Genomic DNA, 17,761 nt, shown 5'->3' on the forward strand with positions numbered 1-17,761 from the left:
GCGTTCAACCTGACGGTTGCGAACAGCGTTGCACCGAACCAGAGCATCACGCTGACGGTTAATGCTACCGTTGCTGCTGACATTGCGGCCAGCATCATCAACAATACGATCAAGGTCTGGAGCATGGATCCGGCAGGCGACTACAGCACTCCGGATGGCACGGCTACCACGCCAGATGTTACAGTAAATAGAACATCTAGTTTTAAAGTTGAAAAAACGACAACAGCAGCAAAAGCAATTGCTGGTCAAAGCGTAGACTTTAAAGTTGTATTGACAAACAGTGGACCATCTACTGCGAAAACAGGGCATGCCATTGTTGTAACAGAAAAACCAGACGGTTTGGTGATCACAGGTAATGATATCTCAATTACAAGTGGCAATGCTACATTCGATGGTATTTACAATAGTGGTACCGGTAAGTTTACAATAAAAGTGAGTCAAGACATAGCCATTGGATCAACCATTGTGTTGAATATTAAAGGACATGTTCCAGGTAATGCGACAGGTGTGGTGAAAAATGGTATTGAGGTTGACGGAGATGAGGACGAGACGCCACCAATTCCAGTGGAATCACAGGCAAAACTTACTGTAACTAAAGTAGCAGATCAAAATCCGGTAAAAGCAGGTACAAACACCACGTTCACTGTTACCATTTCGAATAGTGGTCCTGGGGAGATTGCATCGGGAAGAGTTATTCGTTTAGGTGAAATGCCAAGTGCGGGGCTAGCGATTAGTCGTTACGATATTACCTCGAACAATGGTACGGTGGTTGGATCGGGTAACACCGCTACCGTAACAACGAACAAGGTTGTTGCCGTAGGAGGAACGATCGTGGTGAAGGTGACGGCAGCTGTTGCGGCGGATGCGCCAACGACGATTAGCAATGGGGTTAAGGTTTGGGGACCTGATAAGCCAACGACCGAGACGCCTGATGATGAAGATAAGACGCCAGAGATTCCTGTAGTATACGAAACGAAGTTAAGTATTACGAAGAGAGCCGATCAGTCTAGGGTCAAAGTGCGGGAGATGACGACCTTCACCTTAGAGGTTAAGAATGATGGGCCAGCTGTGTTGCAAGCAGGTAAAACAATCTCGCTTGTTGAGCGTCCAGGACAAGGGTTAACGATCAAAGAATATGCTGTAACCAGCAATAACGCGACCGTTTCTGGTACTGGAAATAATGCTGTACTAACGACAACTGCCTCTGTTCCGGTAGGTGCGACAATTATCGTGAAAGTTACAGCCGAAATCGACGAGCAGTCACCAGATATTATTGCAAATGGTGTATCTGTTTGGGGACCAGGAAAAGATCCTGTTAAAGATCCAGAGGACGATCGCGATGATATTAATCCAATTCCTGTAGATTTTCTACTGATATCAGCGCAGGATGATGATGCTATGGTCAAAGCGGGTGCACAGGTTACGATCGATGTTCTCGCGAACGATATAGTGACGCTATCTGCTATAAATACAGCGACAGTAGCTGTTGTAAAACAGGCGCAAAAAGGAATAGCGGCGGTAAATATTAATGGAACGATAACCTATACCGCAGACAAGAATGCGACAGGTTCCGATATGTTTACTTATCGTGTACAAGATGCGAAAGCTAGATGGAGTAATGAGGCTGAGGTTACTGTAGCGATTTTAGATAACCCATTGATTATACCAAATGCATTCTCTCCGAATAATGATAATGTGAATGATCAATTTGTAATTGTTGGGGTAGAAGCCTACGATCAAATAAGTTTAACCGTTATCAATCGATGGGGTAATGAGGTATATCGCAATGATAAGTATAACAACGAATGGAATGGTTCGGGACTGAATGCTGGAACATATTTCTATCTGATTGAGGCAACAAAAGCAGGTAAGAAAGAAGTATTCAAAGGCTCAGTGTTGATTAAGAGAAACTAAAATTGGTGCAACTATTATTAAAGTGATAATATTATGAAACACGGAAAATATCTAGTCTTGATCATAGCAGGATGCTTGGGCCTAACGAAAGTTAGTGCCCAGCAAAGCATCCAGTTTACACAATATATGTTTAATTCCATGAGTGTTAATCCGTCTTATGCCGGATACAAGGAGGAATGGTTTGCCCAAGTAGGACTTCGTAGTCAATGGACAGGTTGGGATGGTGCACCTAAAACAGGGACTATTTCTGTCGACGGGGTTTTGGATCCCTACACGAAACGACATGGAGTTGGAATAAATCTAACGGCCGACAAATTGGGCGCACAGTCTGCCACTTCTTTTTATGCGAATTATGCGCTTCGTTTACAATTGGACGATGAGGACACCAAACGCTTGAGTCTGGGTGTGGCTGGGGGATTTACACAATATGGATTAGATGGGAATAAGATTATAACAACAGAGGGAAATGATCCTGTTCTCCCAGAAGGTAAAATTTCTGATTTCGTACCCGACATCAGATTGGGTGCTTATTTCTATACACCTAAATGGTATGTAGGGGTGTCTGTACAGGATTTATTCAGTGGCTCTAATTCAGGGTCGGATTATCGGTTTAATCAAAATATAACCGAAAGTATATATCGTACTGTGCATGGTTACTTTATTGCGGGAGCATTATTTGAAGTTCAGGAGGGGTTTCACATCCGTCCAAGCCTTTTGCTGAAGGAAGACTTTAAAGGTCCAACATCGCTAGATCTCAATGCAATGTTGGTTTTCAACCGAAAATTTTGGATCGGAGCGGGGTATCGTACGCGGGCCAAAGTATTCAAACGTACATATGAAGAACAGTCTGCTAATAAGCTAAGCGCTATGAATGCGATTACCGGAATAGCACAGTTTTATGTGACAGATCGTTTGCGGATTGGGTACTCTTATGATGCAATGATCAACAAAATGAGTGGGAACCAAGGCGGTACCCATGAAGTTACAATTGGTGTGACCTTTGGAAGAGTTGGAACGAAACAGTATCTGAATCCGCGCTTCTTCTAAGCTTAATTGAAATATGATGAAACTGTCGAACAAACTTTTTTTTGCAATAGTGGGATGTATCTTCCTTCTTCTTGCAAATAACGTAGGCGCGCAAGAGCAAGCTTCGTTAGCGGATAAAGCCCATCAGTTCTATTTAGCCGGTGAATATGCTAAAGCAGCTGATATGTACAATAGGGTGCAACAGAGCAGAAAGCTATCCAATAAGGAGATGGCTGCCGTAGCTGATGCCTATTATCAGATTAATGCATATACAGATGCGGAAAAATGGTTAGAGAAATTAGTGGCCAGTGATCCCACAAAAGCGGATGTCGCATTAAAGCACGCTCGGTTGGTGAAGATTAATGGGAAGTATGAGGAGGCAAAAGCTAAATTTTTGGCTTTTCAGCAACGCTTTCCACAAGGTAAGGATGTAAGAGTGGAGATTGCAGGTTGTGACTCTGCATTACTATGGATGGCACAGGCAACGAAGCATACGATTAAGAACGAGCATGAGGTTAACACAAGTCGTGCTGAGTTCGCCGTTTTACCTTTGAGTAATGGTGCGTTGTATACGGCAGAACCAGCCATCCAGTCGACGAAAATTAGTGGTATGACAGGTCAGGCTTACCTGAAAGTGTTTTCAGCAGGAAGAGATCAAGACGGTATCTCGTTAAAATATCCGGTCCTTATGGAAGATGTATTCAATAGTGCCGATTACCATGTTGGGCCTGTGGCAACGAATGAAAAACAAGATGTACTTTTTGTTACCCGTACCTATATGGGGAAAGATGCTGAAAAAGTCAAGCGTGATAGCATGCGTTTCAAACGTTATAACCTTGAGTTGATCGTTTATCGTAAACAAGGAAGCAGCTGGATAGGGGAACCCTTTCCGTATAATAATGTAGAAAAGTATTCCTTAGGGCATGCAGCACTCAACACCGATGGTAATGTGCTGTATTTTGCGTCTGACATGCCCGGTGGTAAAGGTGGGGTAGATATATGGTTTAGCGAAAAAAATAGTGATGGATCATGGGGGAAACCTCAAAATGCAGGTCCAGAAATAAATGGAAACGGAGATGAAATGTTTCCATCCGTATTTGCTGATACCCTTTATTTTTCGAGCGATAGTTATGCCAGCATGGGTGGATTGGATATTTTTAAGGCAGTCGGACAGAAGGCCGCTTTTAGTGGTAGACAAAGTCTGCGTTATCCGGTGAATTCTTCCGCAGATGATTTTGCTTTTGTCGTGAGTGCGGATGATGAAGAACGCCAATATGGGTATTTGGCTTCCAATAGATCAGGTGGCGCAGGAAGTGATGATATTTACTCGTTTGTGTACAATAAACCGAGAACCAAAGTAACGATTACCTTGGCGGGTAAGGTTTACGATAAGGCTACATCCGAATTGTTGAGGGAGTCGCGTGTTCATATGTTTGATAATAATGGAGGGTTGCTCTCCTCTTTTGCAGTATCTGATTCACATTTTGATAAAGAATTAGAACCCAAGACAGCGTATAAATTCGTGGTCTTTAAAGAAGGGTATATGTCAGACTCATTGTTTGTGTCGGGCGTAACGGCGCGTCGGGATACGACGTTATTTGCTAATTTTAGACTCCAACCGGTAAATAAGAAAGGAATAAGCTTTGTGTTGGATAATATTTATTATGATTTTGACAAATATGATATCCGAAGTGATGCTGCTGTTGTGCTTGATCAACTGGTAAAAGTGATGAAGGATAATCCGACATTGCGTATCGAACTTTCTAGTCATACCGATAGTCGAGGTTCTGACAAGTACAATTTGGTATTATCACAACATAGGGCTCGGTCTGCTGTTGAATATATTGTGAGTCGTGGAATAGAGCGGGAGCGATTAGTCGCCAAAGGATACGGCGAAATGAAGCTGGTAAACAAGTGTGCGAACGGTGTTACTTGTTCAGAAGAGGAGCATCAAGCAAATAGACGTACAGAGGTAGAGGTTTTGGCGTATTAACTTTTATGGACTACAAGCCTCGTGCTAATTGGTTTAGGTCTGTTAATAGATTGTTAATGTTATTGGAACGCTCACTCAGTTGTAATTGTTTGGTAAAGTCCGTGCATTGATTGCCAATATTGACAGATAAGCCAATAGTTAATGAATTGATGCGATAGGCCAACGTATGAAACGCATTTGGCGCTGTCCAATCTTTTTTACGCTGTGCGGGTTCTGTTTGTAACTGGTGCATCATATCCGAAAAGGCCGCTAAGATGGTTTGTGTATTCTTACGTGCCAGGCGTACAGCATAGTTGTCAAATGTGTTTCCTTGAAGCTGCTGCTCCAGTGTCTTTAAGTAGGCAATACTGCTACGAACGACTTCATTAGCAAGATTTTGCATGCCTGATTTTTGTTGAACAGGAATAAAGTAACACCCGATTATAGCCAGAGAGGCCCCGGTAAATGTGAATAACAATCGACTTTCTAGGATACGTTCAATATTTCCTTCATGGATATTTAAGGCCAACATTACAGCAACAGTAATGAAGATAACACTAATCATGTAGTTCGGCCTATTAAACATAAAAAAGCCAAACAAACCAAGGGCAGCAATGCCCAGGAGAGTAGGAATATGATGAACCGTCTGAAGCAAAAGTATACCGATGGTCAGTCCCGTCAATGTACCTGTGATACGCTGGATATTTCGTTTTTTTGTATTTATGAAGCTCGGTCGAGCTACAATAGCTAAAGTTAGTAAGATCCAATATGCGTAATTGGTGTTGGACATCCAAAAGCCTAAGAAACAACCGGCACCAAAGAGTATAGCCAACCGAACGGCAAACGTAAAAATAGGCGAATTAAAGGTTAAATGATTCTTTATCGTGCGCCAATTACTATTAGTGGATGGGATGAAATGATGATACTCATTGTTCTTGATCGTTTTTCCGTGATCCGCATAATTGTGCTCGCTTTTCTGTAGAACACCTATTAGATGTATGATAGCTTTAATGTTCTGTATAATGGCATCTAAAATTGTGCGTACTTCGGCAGGATATTGATTGCGTATATTCCCTATTTCAAGCAACAGCTTGTCTACCGCGATATTTTGAGTGATTGGCGTGTTTCGTGATGTTTTGAATTGTTGAGCATGTCCAACCGCTTCCACCTCCCGACTGAGTATATGAATCAAGGATTGGATAGGTGTCAAGGCGCCTGTTGTCCCAAGCGTCTGACGGATCGCTTCGTAATCGTAATCCAATGCAGTAAGCAGTTCGTGCAAGTCAATAAGACCATAGATTCTGTTCAGCCAAGCACTGTTCATCTCCGGAGAGAGGAGTTTCTCTTCGCGTAGGAGTAGTCGTCGGATTCCTTCTTGGCTATCGCTTACCTGTATATGTACTTTGCCGAGTTTTCTATACGTTTGTTCAATTGGGATTTCGGGGTTGTAGCAGGCCGCTTTCGCTTGTAGCAAAACCGCGAGGTGATGGAAACCATCGGCCATAGCATAGCGTAGTGAACGGTAAGGCGTTATTCGGGCCTGTAGAATGCTTATGAGGTAATACCAGCACGCGCCAATTGTAATATGAATGGTTAGTTCTACGGGTGAAGTTGGTCGTAACCCTATAATAAAACTCATTAAAATAAGTGCTAATGAGCCCACAGCAGCAGGGCGGGGACCAAACACTGTTAACATGGTGTATGCAAAGGCAGACAGCATCAAACAGGCAATCAATAACACAGGCGTAGAAAAGGTGCTTGCCGTAAGGAAGGTCGCCACTGCAAAGACCGGAATACAATAGGTCGCTGATTTCCATTTATCGGCTCTATTTCCCGGTAAATCTGTCAGCGAAGCCATTAGTGTACCCACACCAATACCAATGGCGGTGTGTAGGTCTACCAAATAAAATAATAAAAGACAAGGGAGGAGAATCGTAGCGAGATTGCGTAATGCATCACCACTATGCTCTGCAGTGATAAAACGTGCGATACGACGTTTTGCGGTATTATATTTTGGCTTCTTATTGTCTATCGGCATATTTGCCTTGTATTTTCGACAAAAGTAGAAAATAATTTTAATTATTCCATGCAAAGAAAAAGCTGTTGTCGCTTTTGTGTTATTTGGGTGACGACAACAGCATTATTTTGGTGTTATGTGTCAAGATCGTCGATCATTTTTTCCAATTCCTTTGCATATTTTCCATAAATATATTTAGTCCAGAGGACAATGGCTGCGATGGTTCCGAATGTCACGATTAAAACGGCGATCACGACGGCATACTGTCCCCCATTAGCAAGTTGTTCAGCTATTGTCTTTCCTTTTTTTTGCAATAAATCTGTGCTATAGATACCAAACCAAACCAAAAGAAAGGGAAGTAACAAGAATCCAAAGGACTGATAGCGCTCCATAGCCAGCCGTAGTTCGTAATAAATGCGTAGCAAACTACCTTTGGTGTCGCTATGAAATAGATTTATCTGTTTATAGAACTGATAGAATCCATATAGATAGTATCCTGATACGACAACAAGGACACTATAAGCTACATAATAGGTGATATAATAAGAAGAAGAAATATCAGTCATCTGTGGTAGTCCAGCAAGGAGTATAATGGCAATAATTTGTGCCCAAAATTCATTACGCATACTTTTTTGGAGACGCTCCAAGGGGTGTTTACTGTTTTCTTGAGCTGGTATTTTAGTAGAAATATCCTGGTCTTTCGGTTGATCCGCATTCCAGTCTTTTTTTAGTTCATCAAAATTCATGATTGTATTTTTTTATGATCTCTTGTAACTTTTCTTTTGTTCTATTTAGTTTTACACGTGCATTTCCTTCGCTGATACCCAGTTGTTCTCCGATCTCACGGTGCGATAGCCCTTCCATAAAATAAAGCATTAAAGCCTTCTCTATGGGACTGATTTCTTGTATGGCTTTGTAAAAAAGCTGTAACTGGGTGTCTTGGGTATCGTTGTAATCTTCTTGTGCGGGCTCGTTTACATTTTCGTTGTCTGTAAAGGTGTTGCTTCTTTTCTTCTCCTTTTTGAAGTAGGTCAATGATGTGTTGACCGCTACGCGATACATCCAGGAGGAGAAAGCGCTCTCCCCCTTAAAGTAAGCGTATGACTTCCAGAGCTGAATCATGATTTCCTGTTGTAGGTCTTCGCGATCCTCCGGGTTATCCGCATACATACGAGATACTTTGTGAAGAATTCCTTTATGTTGCTTTATTAGCGCTAGAAATGTTTGTTCGATACTACTATTCACGCGATTTATTTTAATTTACAGGCGTTACCTCGTAACCTTGTTTTCGTAATAATTCAAGCACGCCGGATTGTCCCATAAGATGGGCACCACCCATTGCGAAGACGGCCGAACCTTCTTTCATCATGTTTGGCATACTGCTGTACGCCCAATCTTTATTACGCTCATCCAACATCCAACGCTGCTGCTCGATACTCATAAAGCGTCGATCTTTACATAGTCGATCCAGCTCGGTCATATTTTCTGTTTTGAATGCTGTTAACATTTCTTTTGCGATTACAGCATAGGCATCGCCAGCTGCGAGTTGCTTAATACCTTCTTCTAGGCTATACGCTTTTCCGATATAGTCGAATTGTGCTTTTGCCGTTTCCAGTCCACCAAGCTTTTTCTTTTGTGCGGCCGCAAGCTTCAATAGTTCGACATCGTAGTATTTTATTTGCGAAGGATCACAGTCGATCGCTTTTTTGCCAATAAGTGCATAGACAGCTTGGGGAGAGTAGGTCTCTACGGCTTTGAGGTTGGTATTGTAGGAGGCCTGCAGGATGCTATCCAATTGCTGCGCTTGAGCAGGCGTAAGCTGTGCGCTCAGGCTTTTTTCACTTGCCATCATTTTTTGCATGTACGCCATCTCCGCAGGATCGGTATAGTTAATTTCTAATGTAAATTGATCAGTTTCTTGTATAGCTTTTTTTACTTTCTCTGGAATATTAAAATGTTCAGCACAAATCGTATGAAAAGTTGCCGTTACATAAGAAGGTTTTGTTAACCCATTACCCGAAATCTTCCATAAGGACGATTCTTTAGTTGACTGCGCAAAGCTTTGTAGAGAGAGGAAAATTGCTGTCCCTAAAATCGCTATTTTTTTTGTTAGTTTCATACTAGTATAGTTTAAATTTTTTAGTGTTTTTGTTTTCGTTCATACAGTAGGTAATAGGGAGGGAGGATTCGTTACAGATTATTTTTATTTTATTTGGGGTTCCGTAAAATAAGTCTGTAACCGGTACGTTTCTTAATTAAACAAAGCGAACAGAAATAATAAATATCATTTGTTCATATGAGCAATTTTGCTATCTTTATGAAAGCAGAAAAAAGGTATGGAGAAGAAAAGATTTTTGAATTTTTTGCAGTTTGAGAAGCGATTCTCAACACATACTTTGCTTGCCTATACGCACGACCTAGATATTTTTTATACATTTCTGACACAAGAGGAGATACCTTTTGAGGAAGTAGATTACCGGGTTGTACGACACTTTTTAGCGACTTTAAAAGAAGAGGGTCGCGCGGCGAGCAGTATCAACCGTACCATTTCTTCTTTGCGTTCGTTCTATAAATTTTTGCAGCGGGAGACTTTGATTACACAAAACCCGATGAGTTTAGTGAAGGCACTTAAGATGCCCAAAAAACTACCGGTTGTGGTGGAGCAAGAAAAGCTCGTACAGCTCTTAGATGAGAAGGAGCATGGTGCTGATTCGTTTGCTGAGTTGCGTGAATTTGTCGTGTTGGAGTTACTCTTTGGAACAGGTATTCGTTTGTCTGAATTATTGACGATACAAGAGAAGGATATTGATATTTATAATCAAAAGATTCTTATATTCGGGAAACGCAGTAAGCAACGTTATGTACCCATTCATGGGACATTGATGACAGGATTAAAAAAATATTTAAAATTGAAATATGATCAGGTATTTGCAAACAATTCGAGTTACCTGATCGTTACTAACGAAGGTAAGCAAGCCTACCCCGAACTGATTTACCGGATGGTAAAGCGGTGTTTGGGAGAGATTACCGCACAAAAGAAAAAAAGCCCACATGTGCTTAGACATACATTTGCGACTGCATTGTTAAACAATGGCGCCGATTTAAATGCTATTAAAGAGTTATTGGGCCATGCGGGACTCGCGGCAACGCAGGTCTATACGCATAATTCGGTTGAGAGATTGAAAACGATTTATAAACAAGCTCATCCAAAAGCTTAAAAAAGGAGGAAAAATGAACATTACAGTGCAATCTATCAAATTTGATGCTGATCAAAAATTGGTTGACTTCATTAAGAAAAAGGCAGCTAAGCTCGGACTATTCTTAGATAATATCATTGAAGGGTTCTGTTACTTGCGCTTGGAAAATGTGGATGATGAAGCAAACAAGGTTGTGGAGTTGAAGTTAAATATTCCAGGAAGTCAATTGTTTGCAAAAGCGCAAGCCAAGACTTTTGAAGAGGCTACAGACGTAGCGGTGGAATCCATCCGTAGGCAGATTAATAAATACAAAACAAAGGTAAAGACGAATTCGAGTAACCATAAAGAATTGTTGAACAGTGAAGAAGATGAATTCTAGTTTATTGTAACAACATCTTATGGAATACAGAAGGCCTCAGCAAATATAAATGCTGAGGCCTTTGTTTTTTTTACTAATCGGCGATGCTTGCATGCCCATTTATAGTCAGTGTTCGTCCTTCTTTTATGCGGCTATCGATATGTACCTTTAAGCGGGATGCTTTCCAGGTTTCGAATAATCCCATAGACCAGCTGTTTGGCCAGCGTCCAAAGTCGACCGCTAAAAAGATCGGACTCTCCGTTGAAATAAATTGCTGTTGCTCGCTGTCCCGCGAAGTCGAGTTGATTTCATAATTATCTACCTCCGTTCTATAGAAATTGTAAAAGAATTTTGAGGGTAATTGGACCTTGTTTTTTATTGTACCACGCCAAGTATAGCTAACTTTCGGAACGGTTAATGTACGAATTTCGGATGTTTCGATACTGTTAAAGTTATCGTCATAACCATAGCTGATAATGGTGTCCTGCTGTGTTGTGGACTGTGGAGAAACCTGAATATCGATGTAATCAGCCTTCATAGAAGCTGTTTCATTTCCCAAGGCGAGTGCACTAATACGTGCCAATAAAGGAGTTTCTTCGAAAGGAAGGGTACTCCAAAAGGTGAGTACATCCGTCGTTGGTTGGAGCTGGCGTATCATTTTCTTTGTTGGCTGTTGCTGAGATAAAAGCCAGTTGCCGGTGATAGTTGCTTTATTTTCTCTAATATCAATACCAATAGCCAATGTTTGGTCCAAGCGGTTTAGTGTGACATGCTTATCGAATGTAAAGCCTATTTCCGTGGCTTTTGATACCGCTGTTTGCCACGATTGGGGCTTGTCCAGTAGTGCTGCTAGGCTTTGCTTTAGCTCCGGCTCCGCCGTTGATACACCAAGGGCCAGAAATTCTTTGTTAAAAAGTATATGGCAATATTTATGGAGCTTGACTGCCATCAGTCCCTTTTCTTTATCGATGAGCTCAATCTGTTTCGGATAGTGGTTTACAAAAAATGAAAGACATGTTTCATAATTCGATACAGACAGGATGGCAAATAGGTTGTCCTGCTCTTGCGGTAGCGAGAAGAAAAATAGACGTGATGGTATTTTGAGACCACTATTCCAGAAGAAATCTTTCAGCCAGTTTCTTTTGCTGGTGGTATCGGATACCTGTGATTTCTTTTTTTTGAGAAGAGAAGAAACATTATCGAGGAGAAGATCGTCGACAGCAACAGACAATATCGTGGTACTTTGTGTACTTACAAATTGTTTGTTTGCCTGATATTTACGTACCAGGTAAAAGCCCCAGCCGATGGTAAAAAGCACGGCTAGGGTGATACTTGTGTATATAAAGATCTTTTTTACCATAATGAAGTAGTCATACTCTCATCTACATTATCAATAAGTTGGTCTAAAAGATACTGAAGGGCATTCTCACCTTGACGGGGGAAAGTAATAGCTACTTCGCCCGTTAGTTTATTGCCCTTTAAGCCATGTGCACGAACGGCAATATCACCGTAGTTAGATAGCTGATCAACAGTTTTTTTCCAACTGTTGATAACAGGAACCCCAAGCTTGTTTAATGTTTCTGGAATAGCCGCGGTATGAACAACAGCGTTTAAGATATTGTTCTGTATATCTTTTTTAATCTGTCCATTTGCAACACTTCTGAATCTATTTTCTTTGATGCTAAGGATCTGTTCGCGGTCGTTACTGATGAATACGATATCGTCCTTAAAGGTGATATAGATTGTCGTACTTTTATTTTCGAGAATGGTATAGATACCATCTTCTTCTTGTATTTTGACCGTCTTTTCGCCGTACGTCAAGAGCTTCTTATATAAGCGTTGGTCTTCAGAAGTGAACATCCATAGGAAACTCGGAATAAATTCCTCTTTAGTTTTAGTAACTTCAGTGTAATTATAGTCCTCATCATATTCGTAATCCGTATATTCGGTATTTACTTTTTGAAGGTCGTTAACAAACAGAAGGTGATCGCCACGCATTACTTTACCAATTGCTTTTTCATCTACAGCGATTTCAAGCGCCATTCCTGCAATCGAGACCAGGTCGGCATGTTCTGAAAGGAGTGGTCCGTACCAACGGTCAAATAAAGCAGGCATTTGCTGTAAATAACCTTCTGTGTTGATATTTAAAGAGAAGTATCCTAAATGGTTTTGTGGAATATATTTAGAGAACCGTGGATTTGCTTTCGTCTTATATATTTTTTTGAAGACCTGTTCCATCTCCTTATCTAAGCCGATAGCACCTTTTAGTTTCAATGTATGTTGGTCTTGGACTAAGTCAAACATAGCTTCCTTGTACCCATAGTTTAGATTTTGCATTTTGATGCCATACGCTAGTGTTAGTGCATCATAAGGCAATGCATTTTTATATACATCATCCAGGTCATTAACCCAAAGACGTACGAGTGTGTTTTTTGGATCAAATGCTAAAATATCTTTATTAGATGATAGATTTTTTTGAGGCGTGAGATACGTGTTGAAGTCGTGCGCTAACCATGTTGTAAAAAGGTTATTTCGGATCGAATCATTTTTTGCATTCCTTGCCATCTCTATTTGGTACATCGAGTCGGTGTAGGCATCGTTGTCATATTCATCATCGCCATAGTTATACGTGTATCCTTCAATGCTGTCGCCTTCCAGTGTAAAATCATGGGCTTCCCATAGGGTTTCTACGGAATCGGCTAGGGTAGCCTCTTCGTAAACAATAGCAGCAACCGAATCTACTGCGGCTGCAGCTTCTTCGATGGCTTCAAGTTCATCTTCTTCCCACTCTTCGGCTTCGCTCGTGTCTACCTCTATGTCATCCTCCGAAAAATCGATCGCCTCCACGGCAGCCTCGGCATATGCCGCATCAACTGCTGCGTCATATTGTGGGATTTCAATACCATAACGGTTGGCTACTTCTTCTTGTTCGAAATAACGATTATTGATCGAGCCAGTGAACAAAAACAAAACATTATTGTTCCATGCTGCTTGCATCTTCCCATCCGGAGAAACTCGACGTTGATAACCGTTCTCGGTCGGCAGGGAGCTAAAGTCAGTAAATAGTCGCTGCTCGACTTTATTGTCCTGCTTCAACGGAATTAGTATACCGATATAATATAAGCTATCGTTGTTTACCCGATAGATGTATCCATTTCGATCATAAGACATATCCAGATCCATAATGTCTTTAGTTCGTTCTTGCTGATGCTGATCCAATGCATCAAAAGCACCGAGACGAGAGAGAACGGCATTTATTTTCTCAAAGGAGCTATGCTTAACGATGGCTTTATTGTTGATGACCGTTACAAATTCAGCATTTTCGGGAACCTGCTTAATAAGATCTTGTGCATGCGTCGCATGAACACCGAATACAGTAAGCAGTGCACAGAAGTATTTTTTTGGATGCATTATGTTAGAATTAATTTTGAAGTACAATATTATTCGCTACAGAGGCCTTACCACTAATTAGGTCTGTTGCTTTTATTTTTAAGAGAACGGCTTTTTTAGTGGCGGATAGTTTTGCCGTTGGATTATTTTGTGATTTTACACTTTTATCAAAACGTACTATTTGTGTGTAAAAAGCATCATCGAAAAGTTTACGATCATTTTGGGAGAGTTTAGAAAATTCCTTACTCATCGAGGACGCATATGTATATTGGCGTCCAAAGGTTAATGATTTGTTGTTATAGCTATAGCTGTGGTTGTTCCCAAGAGGGCTTTTGAAGTGTTGCGCCAGCGTTTTGGTAAAACTATTTAAAGCCGTAACAGAAGTAAAGTCACAGGAGATGGTTGCGATAAAATTTGTAAAATCCAACGTATGGTTTACCCGACTTATGCCGGGAGTGGATTGAAGAATTTTTATGATCGTAGCCGTTTCTGACTTGATGGTAGCTTGGCTCGGGATAGTTAAACCATTAACACTTTTCATCTTCATGAGTGAGGCTACTTTTGTTTTGCTTTTACTCAAATTAAGTGTAGCCTTGATCGAGCCCGATCCGTCTGCCTTCATATCGATTTCTTCGACCAAATCGAAGCAACTGGTGAAGAGCATACAGGTGATCGATAGCAGTAAGATCTTTATTTTTAGACGTATTTTTTTCATAGTGTATCGTTGTCCAGCTGGGGACCGTAAATAACAAAGATGTTGATATAAAACAGGAATACAAAATGAGATCCAAGAGCTGTAGCCGTTCTTCCACACGACTTTTTTTGTGTTGACTATTTTGATCTAGTATATGTATTCTATAAGCACAAAAATACAGAGATAGTCGTATGCGTGAAATCCCTGAAAGCAGTGGTTTTATAATTACTGACGAATTAAACCATACTCCAGGGCTAGCTTGATGACGGAGCTCAAATTTTTGGTGCTGAATTTTTCAATTAGATTTTTTCGATGGCTTTCTACCGTGTGCGGACTGATAAACAGGCGCTCTGCAATTTGTATCGTTGTAAACCCTTGTGCTGCTTCCTGTAAAATTTCTTTCTCGCGACGCGTCAGTTTGGGTACCCGTAATAATGTGTCTTGTTGTTTAGATTCTAGTATAAATTTCGTTTGCGAACAAACATATGTATCTCCCAGGAGGATGGTTTTAATGCCGGTTACAATATCATCAACAGATGAGTTTTTCTGGACATAACCGTTTGCTCCTTGGTCGAGCATGCTCTTGATTACGGCATATTCATTATGTACACTGATGATCAGTATCCGTAAATCCGGGTACTTTCGTTTCATATCGGCGACCAGGTCTAGGCTGTTGGCGTCGGGTAAATTAATATCCAATAATAATACCTGTGGCGGTGTTTCAGACAGAAAAGCCAATGTACTTTTAGCATCCGGAAAACATCCAATGACGTGAAAGTCTTCTTCTTTAGATAGTATATTCTTTAATCCTTCCAAGAGGAGCGGATGGTCGTCGGTAATAGCAATGTTGATCATGCGGTAGTGTTTTGGATAGGGAAATCAAATTCTATTGTTGTGCCCAAGTTTAACTCAGACTGTATATTAAGCTGTCCTTTTAAGAATTGAACGCGCGATTGTATGTTGTGTAATCCGGCAGATTTTTTTTGTTCAATAGCGTTCATATCAAACCCTTTTCCGTTATCTTCGATGGTTACGTATATGCGGTCATTTTCTTCAACAAGTTGGATTAACAGCTGGTTGGCTTCAGCATGCTTGATTGCATTATTGACCAATTCTTGAATAATCCGATAAACCAATAGTTGGTTTTCAGTAGACAGGCGTTGTGTATAATGAAGAAAATGAACATCGATTTCTAGCTTTTCATTCTCCATGCGTTTAGCATAATCTTGAAGAACTTCTTGTAAGCCATATTTAATCAACAAATCGGGCATCAGGTTGTGCGCCACGCGTCGTAACTCATTAACAGCGCTATCCAGCTGTGATAGGGAGTCTTGCATGTGCAGCTTTTCGACGTCATTCATTTTTTCAATGCGGTGCGAAAGATTCAGCTTGGTGCTCGAAAGAATGCCGCCCAGGCCATCATGTAAGTCGCGGGCTAAACGACCTCGTTCCAGCTCCTGCCCGTCAAGCATGGCGGTAAGATTTGAGATTTGACTATTTTGACGTTCTTGCTCTAACGCTAGGGCATGGAGTTTCTGCTGTTGTTGCATCCCTTTAGCGCGTTGGAGATAGGCATATAAGAGGAGAATAAGGAGCAATAAAAAGGCAGCAGCCAGTAAGCCATAGTATCGGTTTAATTTTTCTTTATAGCTAATCGTGTTTTGAAAGTTCAACACTTCTTGTTCTCTTTTTTGTGCTTCCAATCTAGAAAGCTTCAGTTGTTGTTCTTTTTTTTGTCCCTCAAGGTGTGCTAATTCTAGTTCCTTGCGTTGGTTTTCTTCATTGAGTCGCATATTTTGCAACAGTTGCTGCTGTTGGACTGTACGGATATGCATGAGACTGAGCTGCTGTTCCTTTTGCTGGGATTCAAGGGCCAGCCGCAATAACTGTTGCTGCTGACGTTCTTTCTCAAACTGCGCTTCCAGGCGACGGCCCTGCTCGAGTTTCTCGGTGTCATAGACACGCGTGAAAACTTCATTATAGGATTTGTAATAACGTAAGGCTTCAGATAGGTTTTTCTCCTCTTCGTATATTTTTGAAAGATGCTGATAGATGCTCATGACGACGGTTTGATCCAATAGGGGGTCTTGGTTGACCGCCGTAAGGGATGCAAGTAGATAGTCTTTGGCGCGTTCAGCGTTACCTTTCTTGATGCTTATATCGGCTAGAATACCATATGCAGATGCAACCTGTGAAAACTGTTCGCTTTGTTGTGCTTGTGCCAACGCCATTTCGGCATAGGCGATAGCTTTTTCACGGTAGGTATCCGGAAAATAATGCAAATATAGATTGGCTAAATTAATGGCAGCGAAGGAGAGGTTGGAAGAGACGACCATATTTTGTTTGTTTTTTTGGTAGGTCTCAATCGCTTTTAGGTAATATCGTTCGGACGTATGGAGCTTGTCGTCTTGTAAGGACGCAATGTATTGTTGCTCGCAGAGATAGCCCATCATCATGTATGCTTCAAAGATCGCTGCCGGATCTTGTTGTTTGATGGCGATGTCTAAGGCTTGCTTACCATACTTTTCTTGCAATTCGTATTCTTTCCAGTTGGCGTAGATCGAGGTCAGCTCACTCAAGGTGGATGCTTTTCTGATCAAGAGGCTTTCCGAAGGTTGCGCATTATCAAATTGTTGAAGGGCATTTAAAAATTGACGGACGGCTTCTGCCTCTTGGTTATTACGGGCGTGGAGCCATCCTCGACAGTAACTTACATAACCTTTTGTTTCTTTATGTGTTGTCTTTTCAGCATATACATGAGCGAGATCAATATACTGTTTACTTTCTTTTTCATGATCCAGAATGCGGTTGTTCATGGCTAAGATTGCGCAGAGGTGTGCCGCATATTTACTATCGGGAAACCGTTGTGCTTGTTTCAGATTTTCTTCCAAGAGTTGCATCGCTTTCTCGGGTTGTTGATTGAAGAACAAGGCTTGGGCATACTTGCCGGCTTTATAAAACTTTGAAGGATCGTTGAGCTTACTGCTTTGATATTGATAAGCAAGCTTATCGAGAAGTTGTTGCCCTTTTGTGAGACAAGGCACGAAGAGTAACAATAAAAATATCCACTTTCCACGTACGGATTGGAGAATGTAACGGGTAAGGAATATTGTCGCTCGTTGGTTGGCCATTGTTATTTATTGCACTTTTCTGTGCAAAGCTACTGGTTTACTGTCTATTTACGAAAACAGCA

The 17,761-nt window shown here is 41.2% G+C and carries 14 protein-coding genes; 5 read left to right on the forward strand and 9 right to left on the reverse strand.

Features of this window, described 5'->3' with window-relative positions:
* The 3 genes from B9Y69_RS08420 to B9Y69_RS08430 form a co-directional block, all read left to right on the forward strand.
* Positions 1-1,914: T9SS type B sorting domain-containing protein (locus B9Y69_RS08420; RefSeq protein WP_144036533.1), on the forward strand; the 1,914-nt coding region annotated here is incomplete at its 5' end.
* Between the two features lie 33 nt (positions 1,915-1,947).
* Positions 1,948-2,961 carry a PorP/SprF family type IX secretion system membrane protein gene (locus tag B9Y69_RS08425; protein ID WP_085472516.1) on the forward strand — a complete coding sequence of 338 codons (1,014 nt, stop codon included), beginning with the start codon at positions 1,948-1,950 and terminating at the stop codon, positions 2,959-2,961.
* A 13-nt stretch (positions 2,962-2,974) separates the two neighbouring features.
* Positions 2,975-4,933, forward strand: coding sequence for an OmpA family protein (locus B9Y69_RS08430; protein WP_085472517.1), 1,959 nt, complete (start codon positions 2,975-2,977; stop codon positions 4,931-4,933).
* A gap of 10 nt (positions 4,934-4,943) precedes the next feature.
* Here B9Y69_RS08430 and B9Y69_RS08435 read toward each other — a convergent pair whose 3' ends face one another.
* The 4 genes from B9Y69_RS08435 to B9Y69_RS08450 all read right to left on the reverse strand — a co-directional run bounded on the left by B9Y69_RS08435 (position 4,944) and on the right by B9Y69_RS08450 (position 9,048).
* Complete coding sequence (locus B9Y69_RS08435; RefSeq protein ID WP_085472518.1) at positions 4,944-6,950, reverse strand: FUSC family protein; 2,007 nt, start codon at positions 6,948-6,950, stop codon at positions 4,944-4,946.
* A 113-nt stretch (positions 6,951-7,063) separates the two neighbouring features.
* Complete coding sequence (locus B9Y69_RS08440; protein WP_085472519.1) at positions 7,064-7,675, reverse strand: hypothetical protein; 612 nt, start codon at positions 7,673-7,675, stop codon at positions 7,064-7,066.
* Positions 7,665-8,174, reverse strand: a complete 510-nt coding sequence (locus B9Y69_RS08445) for an RNA polymerase sigma factor (protein WP_085472520.1) — start codon at positions 8,172-8,174, stop codon at positions 7,665-7,667. Before B9Y69_RS08445 ends, B9Y69_RS08440 begins: the two co-directional genes overlap by 11 nt.
* 10 nt (positions 8,175-8,184) lie before the next feature.
* Positions 8,185-9,048: a TraB/GumN family protein gene (locus tag B9Y69_RS08450; protein WP_085472521.1), complete on the reverse strand. Its 864-nt coding sequence runs from the start codon at positions 9,046-9,048 to the stop codon at positions 8,185-8,187.
* 217 nt (positions 9,049-9,265) lie between these two features.
* On the opposite strand from B9Y69_RS08450, the gene B9Y69_RS08455 reads away from it, so the two are divergent.
* Positions 9,266-10,147, forward strand: coding sequence for a tyrosine-type recombinase/integrase (locus B9Y69_RS08455; RefSeq protein WP_085472522.1), 882 nt, complete (start codon positions 9,266-9,268; stop codon positions 10,145-10,147).
* A 13-nt stretch (positions 10,148-10,160) separates the two neighbouring features.
* On the forward strand, positions 10,161-10,505 hold the full coding sequence (gene hpf / locus B9Y69_RS08460; protein ID WP_085472523.1) for a ribosome hibernation-promoting factor, HPF/YfiA family: 345 nt from the start codon (positions 10,161-10,163) through the stop codon (positions 10,503-10,505).
* 73 nt (positions 10,506-10,578) lie between these two features.
* Here the strand turns inward: hpf and B9Y69_RS08465 are convergent, their stop codons facing one another.
* The 5 genes from B9Y69_RS08465 to B9Y69_RS08485 form a co-directional block, all read right to left on the reverse strand.
* Entirely contained in the window at positions 10,579-11,844 is a 1,266-nt protein-coding gene (locus tag B9Y69_RS08465; protein WP_085472524.1) for a hypothetical protein, read from the reverse strand.
* Positions 11,838-13,895: a hypothetical protein gene (locus B9Y69_RS08470; RefSeq protein ID WP_085472525.1), complete on the reverse strand. Its 2,058-nt coding sequence runs from the start codon at positions 13,893-13,895 to the stop codon at positions 11,838-11,840. The genes B9Y69_RS08465 and B9Y69_RS08470 overlap by 7 nt, the downstream gene beginning before the upstream one ends.
* 10 nt (positions 13,896-13,905) lie before the next feature.
* Positions 13,906-14,589 carry a hypothetical protein gene (locus tag B9Y69_RS08475; RefSeq protein WP_085472526.1) on the reverse strand — a complete coding sequence of 228 codons (684 nt, stop codon included), beginning with the start codon at positions 14,587-14,589 and terminating at the stop codon, positions 13,906-13,908.
* Between the two features lie 204 nt (positions 14,590-14,793).
* The gene (locus tag B9Y69_RS08480) at positions 14,794-15,423 is read right to left on the reverse strand and encodes a response regulator (RefSeq protein WP_085472527.1); all 630 of its coding nucleotides are present in this window, start codon (positions 15,421-15,423) and stop codon (positions 14,794-14,796) included.
* Complete coding sequence (locus tag B9Y69_RS08485) at positions 15,420-17,699, reverse strand: ATP-binding protein (RefSeq protein ID WP_085472528.1); 2,280 nt, start codon at positions 17,697-17,699, stop codon at positions 15,420-15,422. The genes B9Y69_RS08480 and B9Y69_RS08485 overlap by 4 nt, the downstream gene beginning before the upstream one ends.
* Positions 17,700-17,761: the final 62 nt, after the last annotated feature.

The sequence above is a fragment of the Sphingobacterium psychroaquaticum genome, from assembly GCF_900177625.1.
GTDB lineage: Bacteria > Bacteroidota > Bacteroidia > Sphingobacteriales > Sphingobacteriaceae > Sphingobacterium > Sphingobacterium psychroaquaticum.

Bases quoted from the DNA above. Each gene is read 5' to 3' on its own strand.
- B9Y69_RS08425 (WP_085472516.1), top strand. From the start codon at position 1,948: ATGAAACACGGAAAATATCTAGTCTTGATCATAGCAGGATGCTTGGGC.
- B9Y69_RS08430 (WP_085472517.1), top strand. From the start codon at position 2,975: ATGATGAAACTGTCGAACAAACTTTTTTTTGCAATAGTGGGATGTATC.
- B9Y69_RS08435 (WP_085472518.1), bottom strand. From the start codon at position 6,950: ATGCCGATAGACAATAAGAAGCCAAAATATAATACCGCAAAACGTCGT.
- B9Y69_RS08440 (WP_085472519.1), bottom strand. From the start codon at position 7,675: ATGAATTTTGATGAACTAAAAAAAGACTGGAATGCGGATCAACCGAAA.
- B9Y69_RS08450 (WP_085472521.1), bottom strand. From the start codon at position 9,048: ATGAAACTAACAAAAAAAATAGCGATTTTAGGGACAGCAATTTTCCTC.
- B9Y69_RS08455 (WP_085472522.1), top strand. From the start codon at position 9,266: ATGGAGAAGAAAAGATTTTTGAATTTTTTGCAGTTTGAGAAGCGATTC.
- hpf (WP_085472523.1), top strand. From the start codon at position 10,161: ATGAACATTACAGTGCAATCTATCAAATTTGATGCTGATCAAAAATTG.
- B9Y69_RS08465 (WP_085472524.1), bottom strand. From the start codon at position 11,844: ATGGTAAAAAAGATCTTTATATACACAAGTATCACCCTAGCCGTGCTT.
- B9Y69_RS08470 (WP_085472525.1), bottom strand. From the start codon at position 13,895: ATGCATCCAAAAAAATACTTCTGTGCACTGCTTACTGTATTCGGTGTT.
- B9Y69_RS08475 (WP_085472526.1), bottom strand. From the start codon at position 14,589: ATGAAAAAAATACGTCTAAAAATAAAGATCTTACTGCTATCGATCACC.
- B9Y69_RS08480 (WP_085472527.1), bottom strand. From the start codon at position 15,423: ATGATCAACATTGCTATTACCGACGACCATCCGCTCCTCTTGGAAGGA.
- B9Y69_RS08485 (WP_085472528.1), bottom strand. From the start codon at position 17,699: ATGGCCAACCAACGAGCGACAATATTCCTTACCCGTTACATTCTCCAA.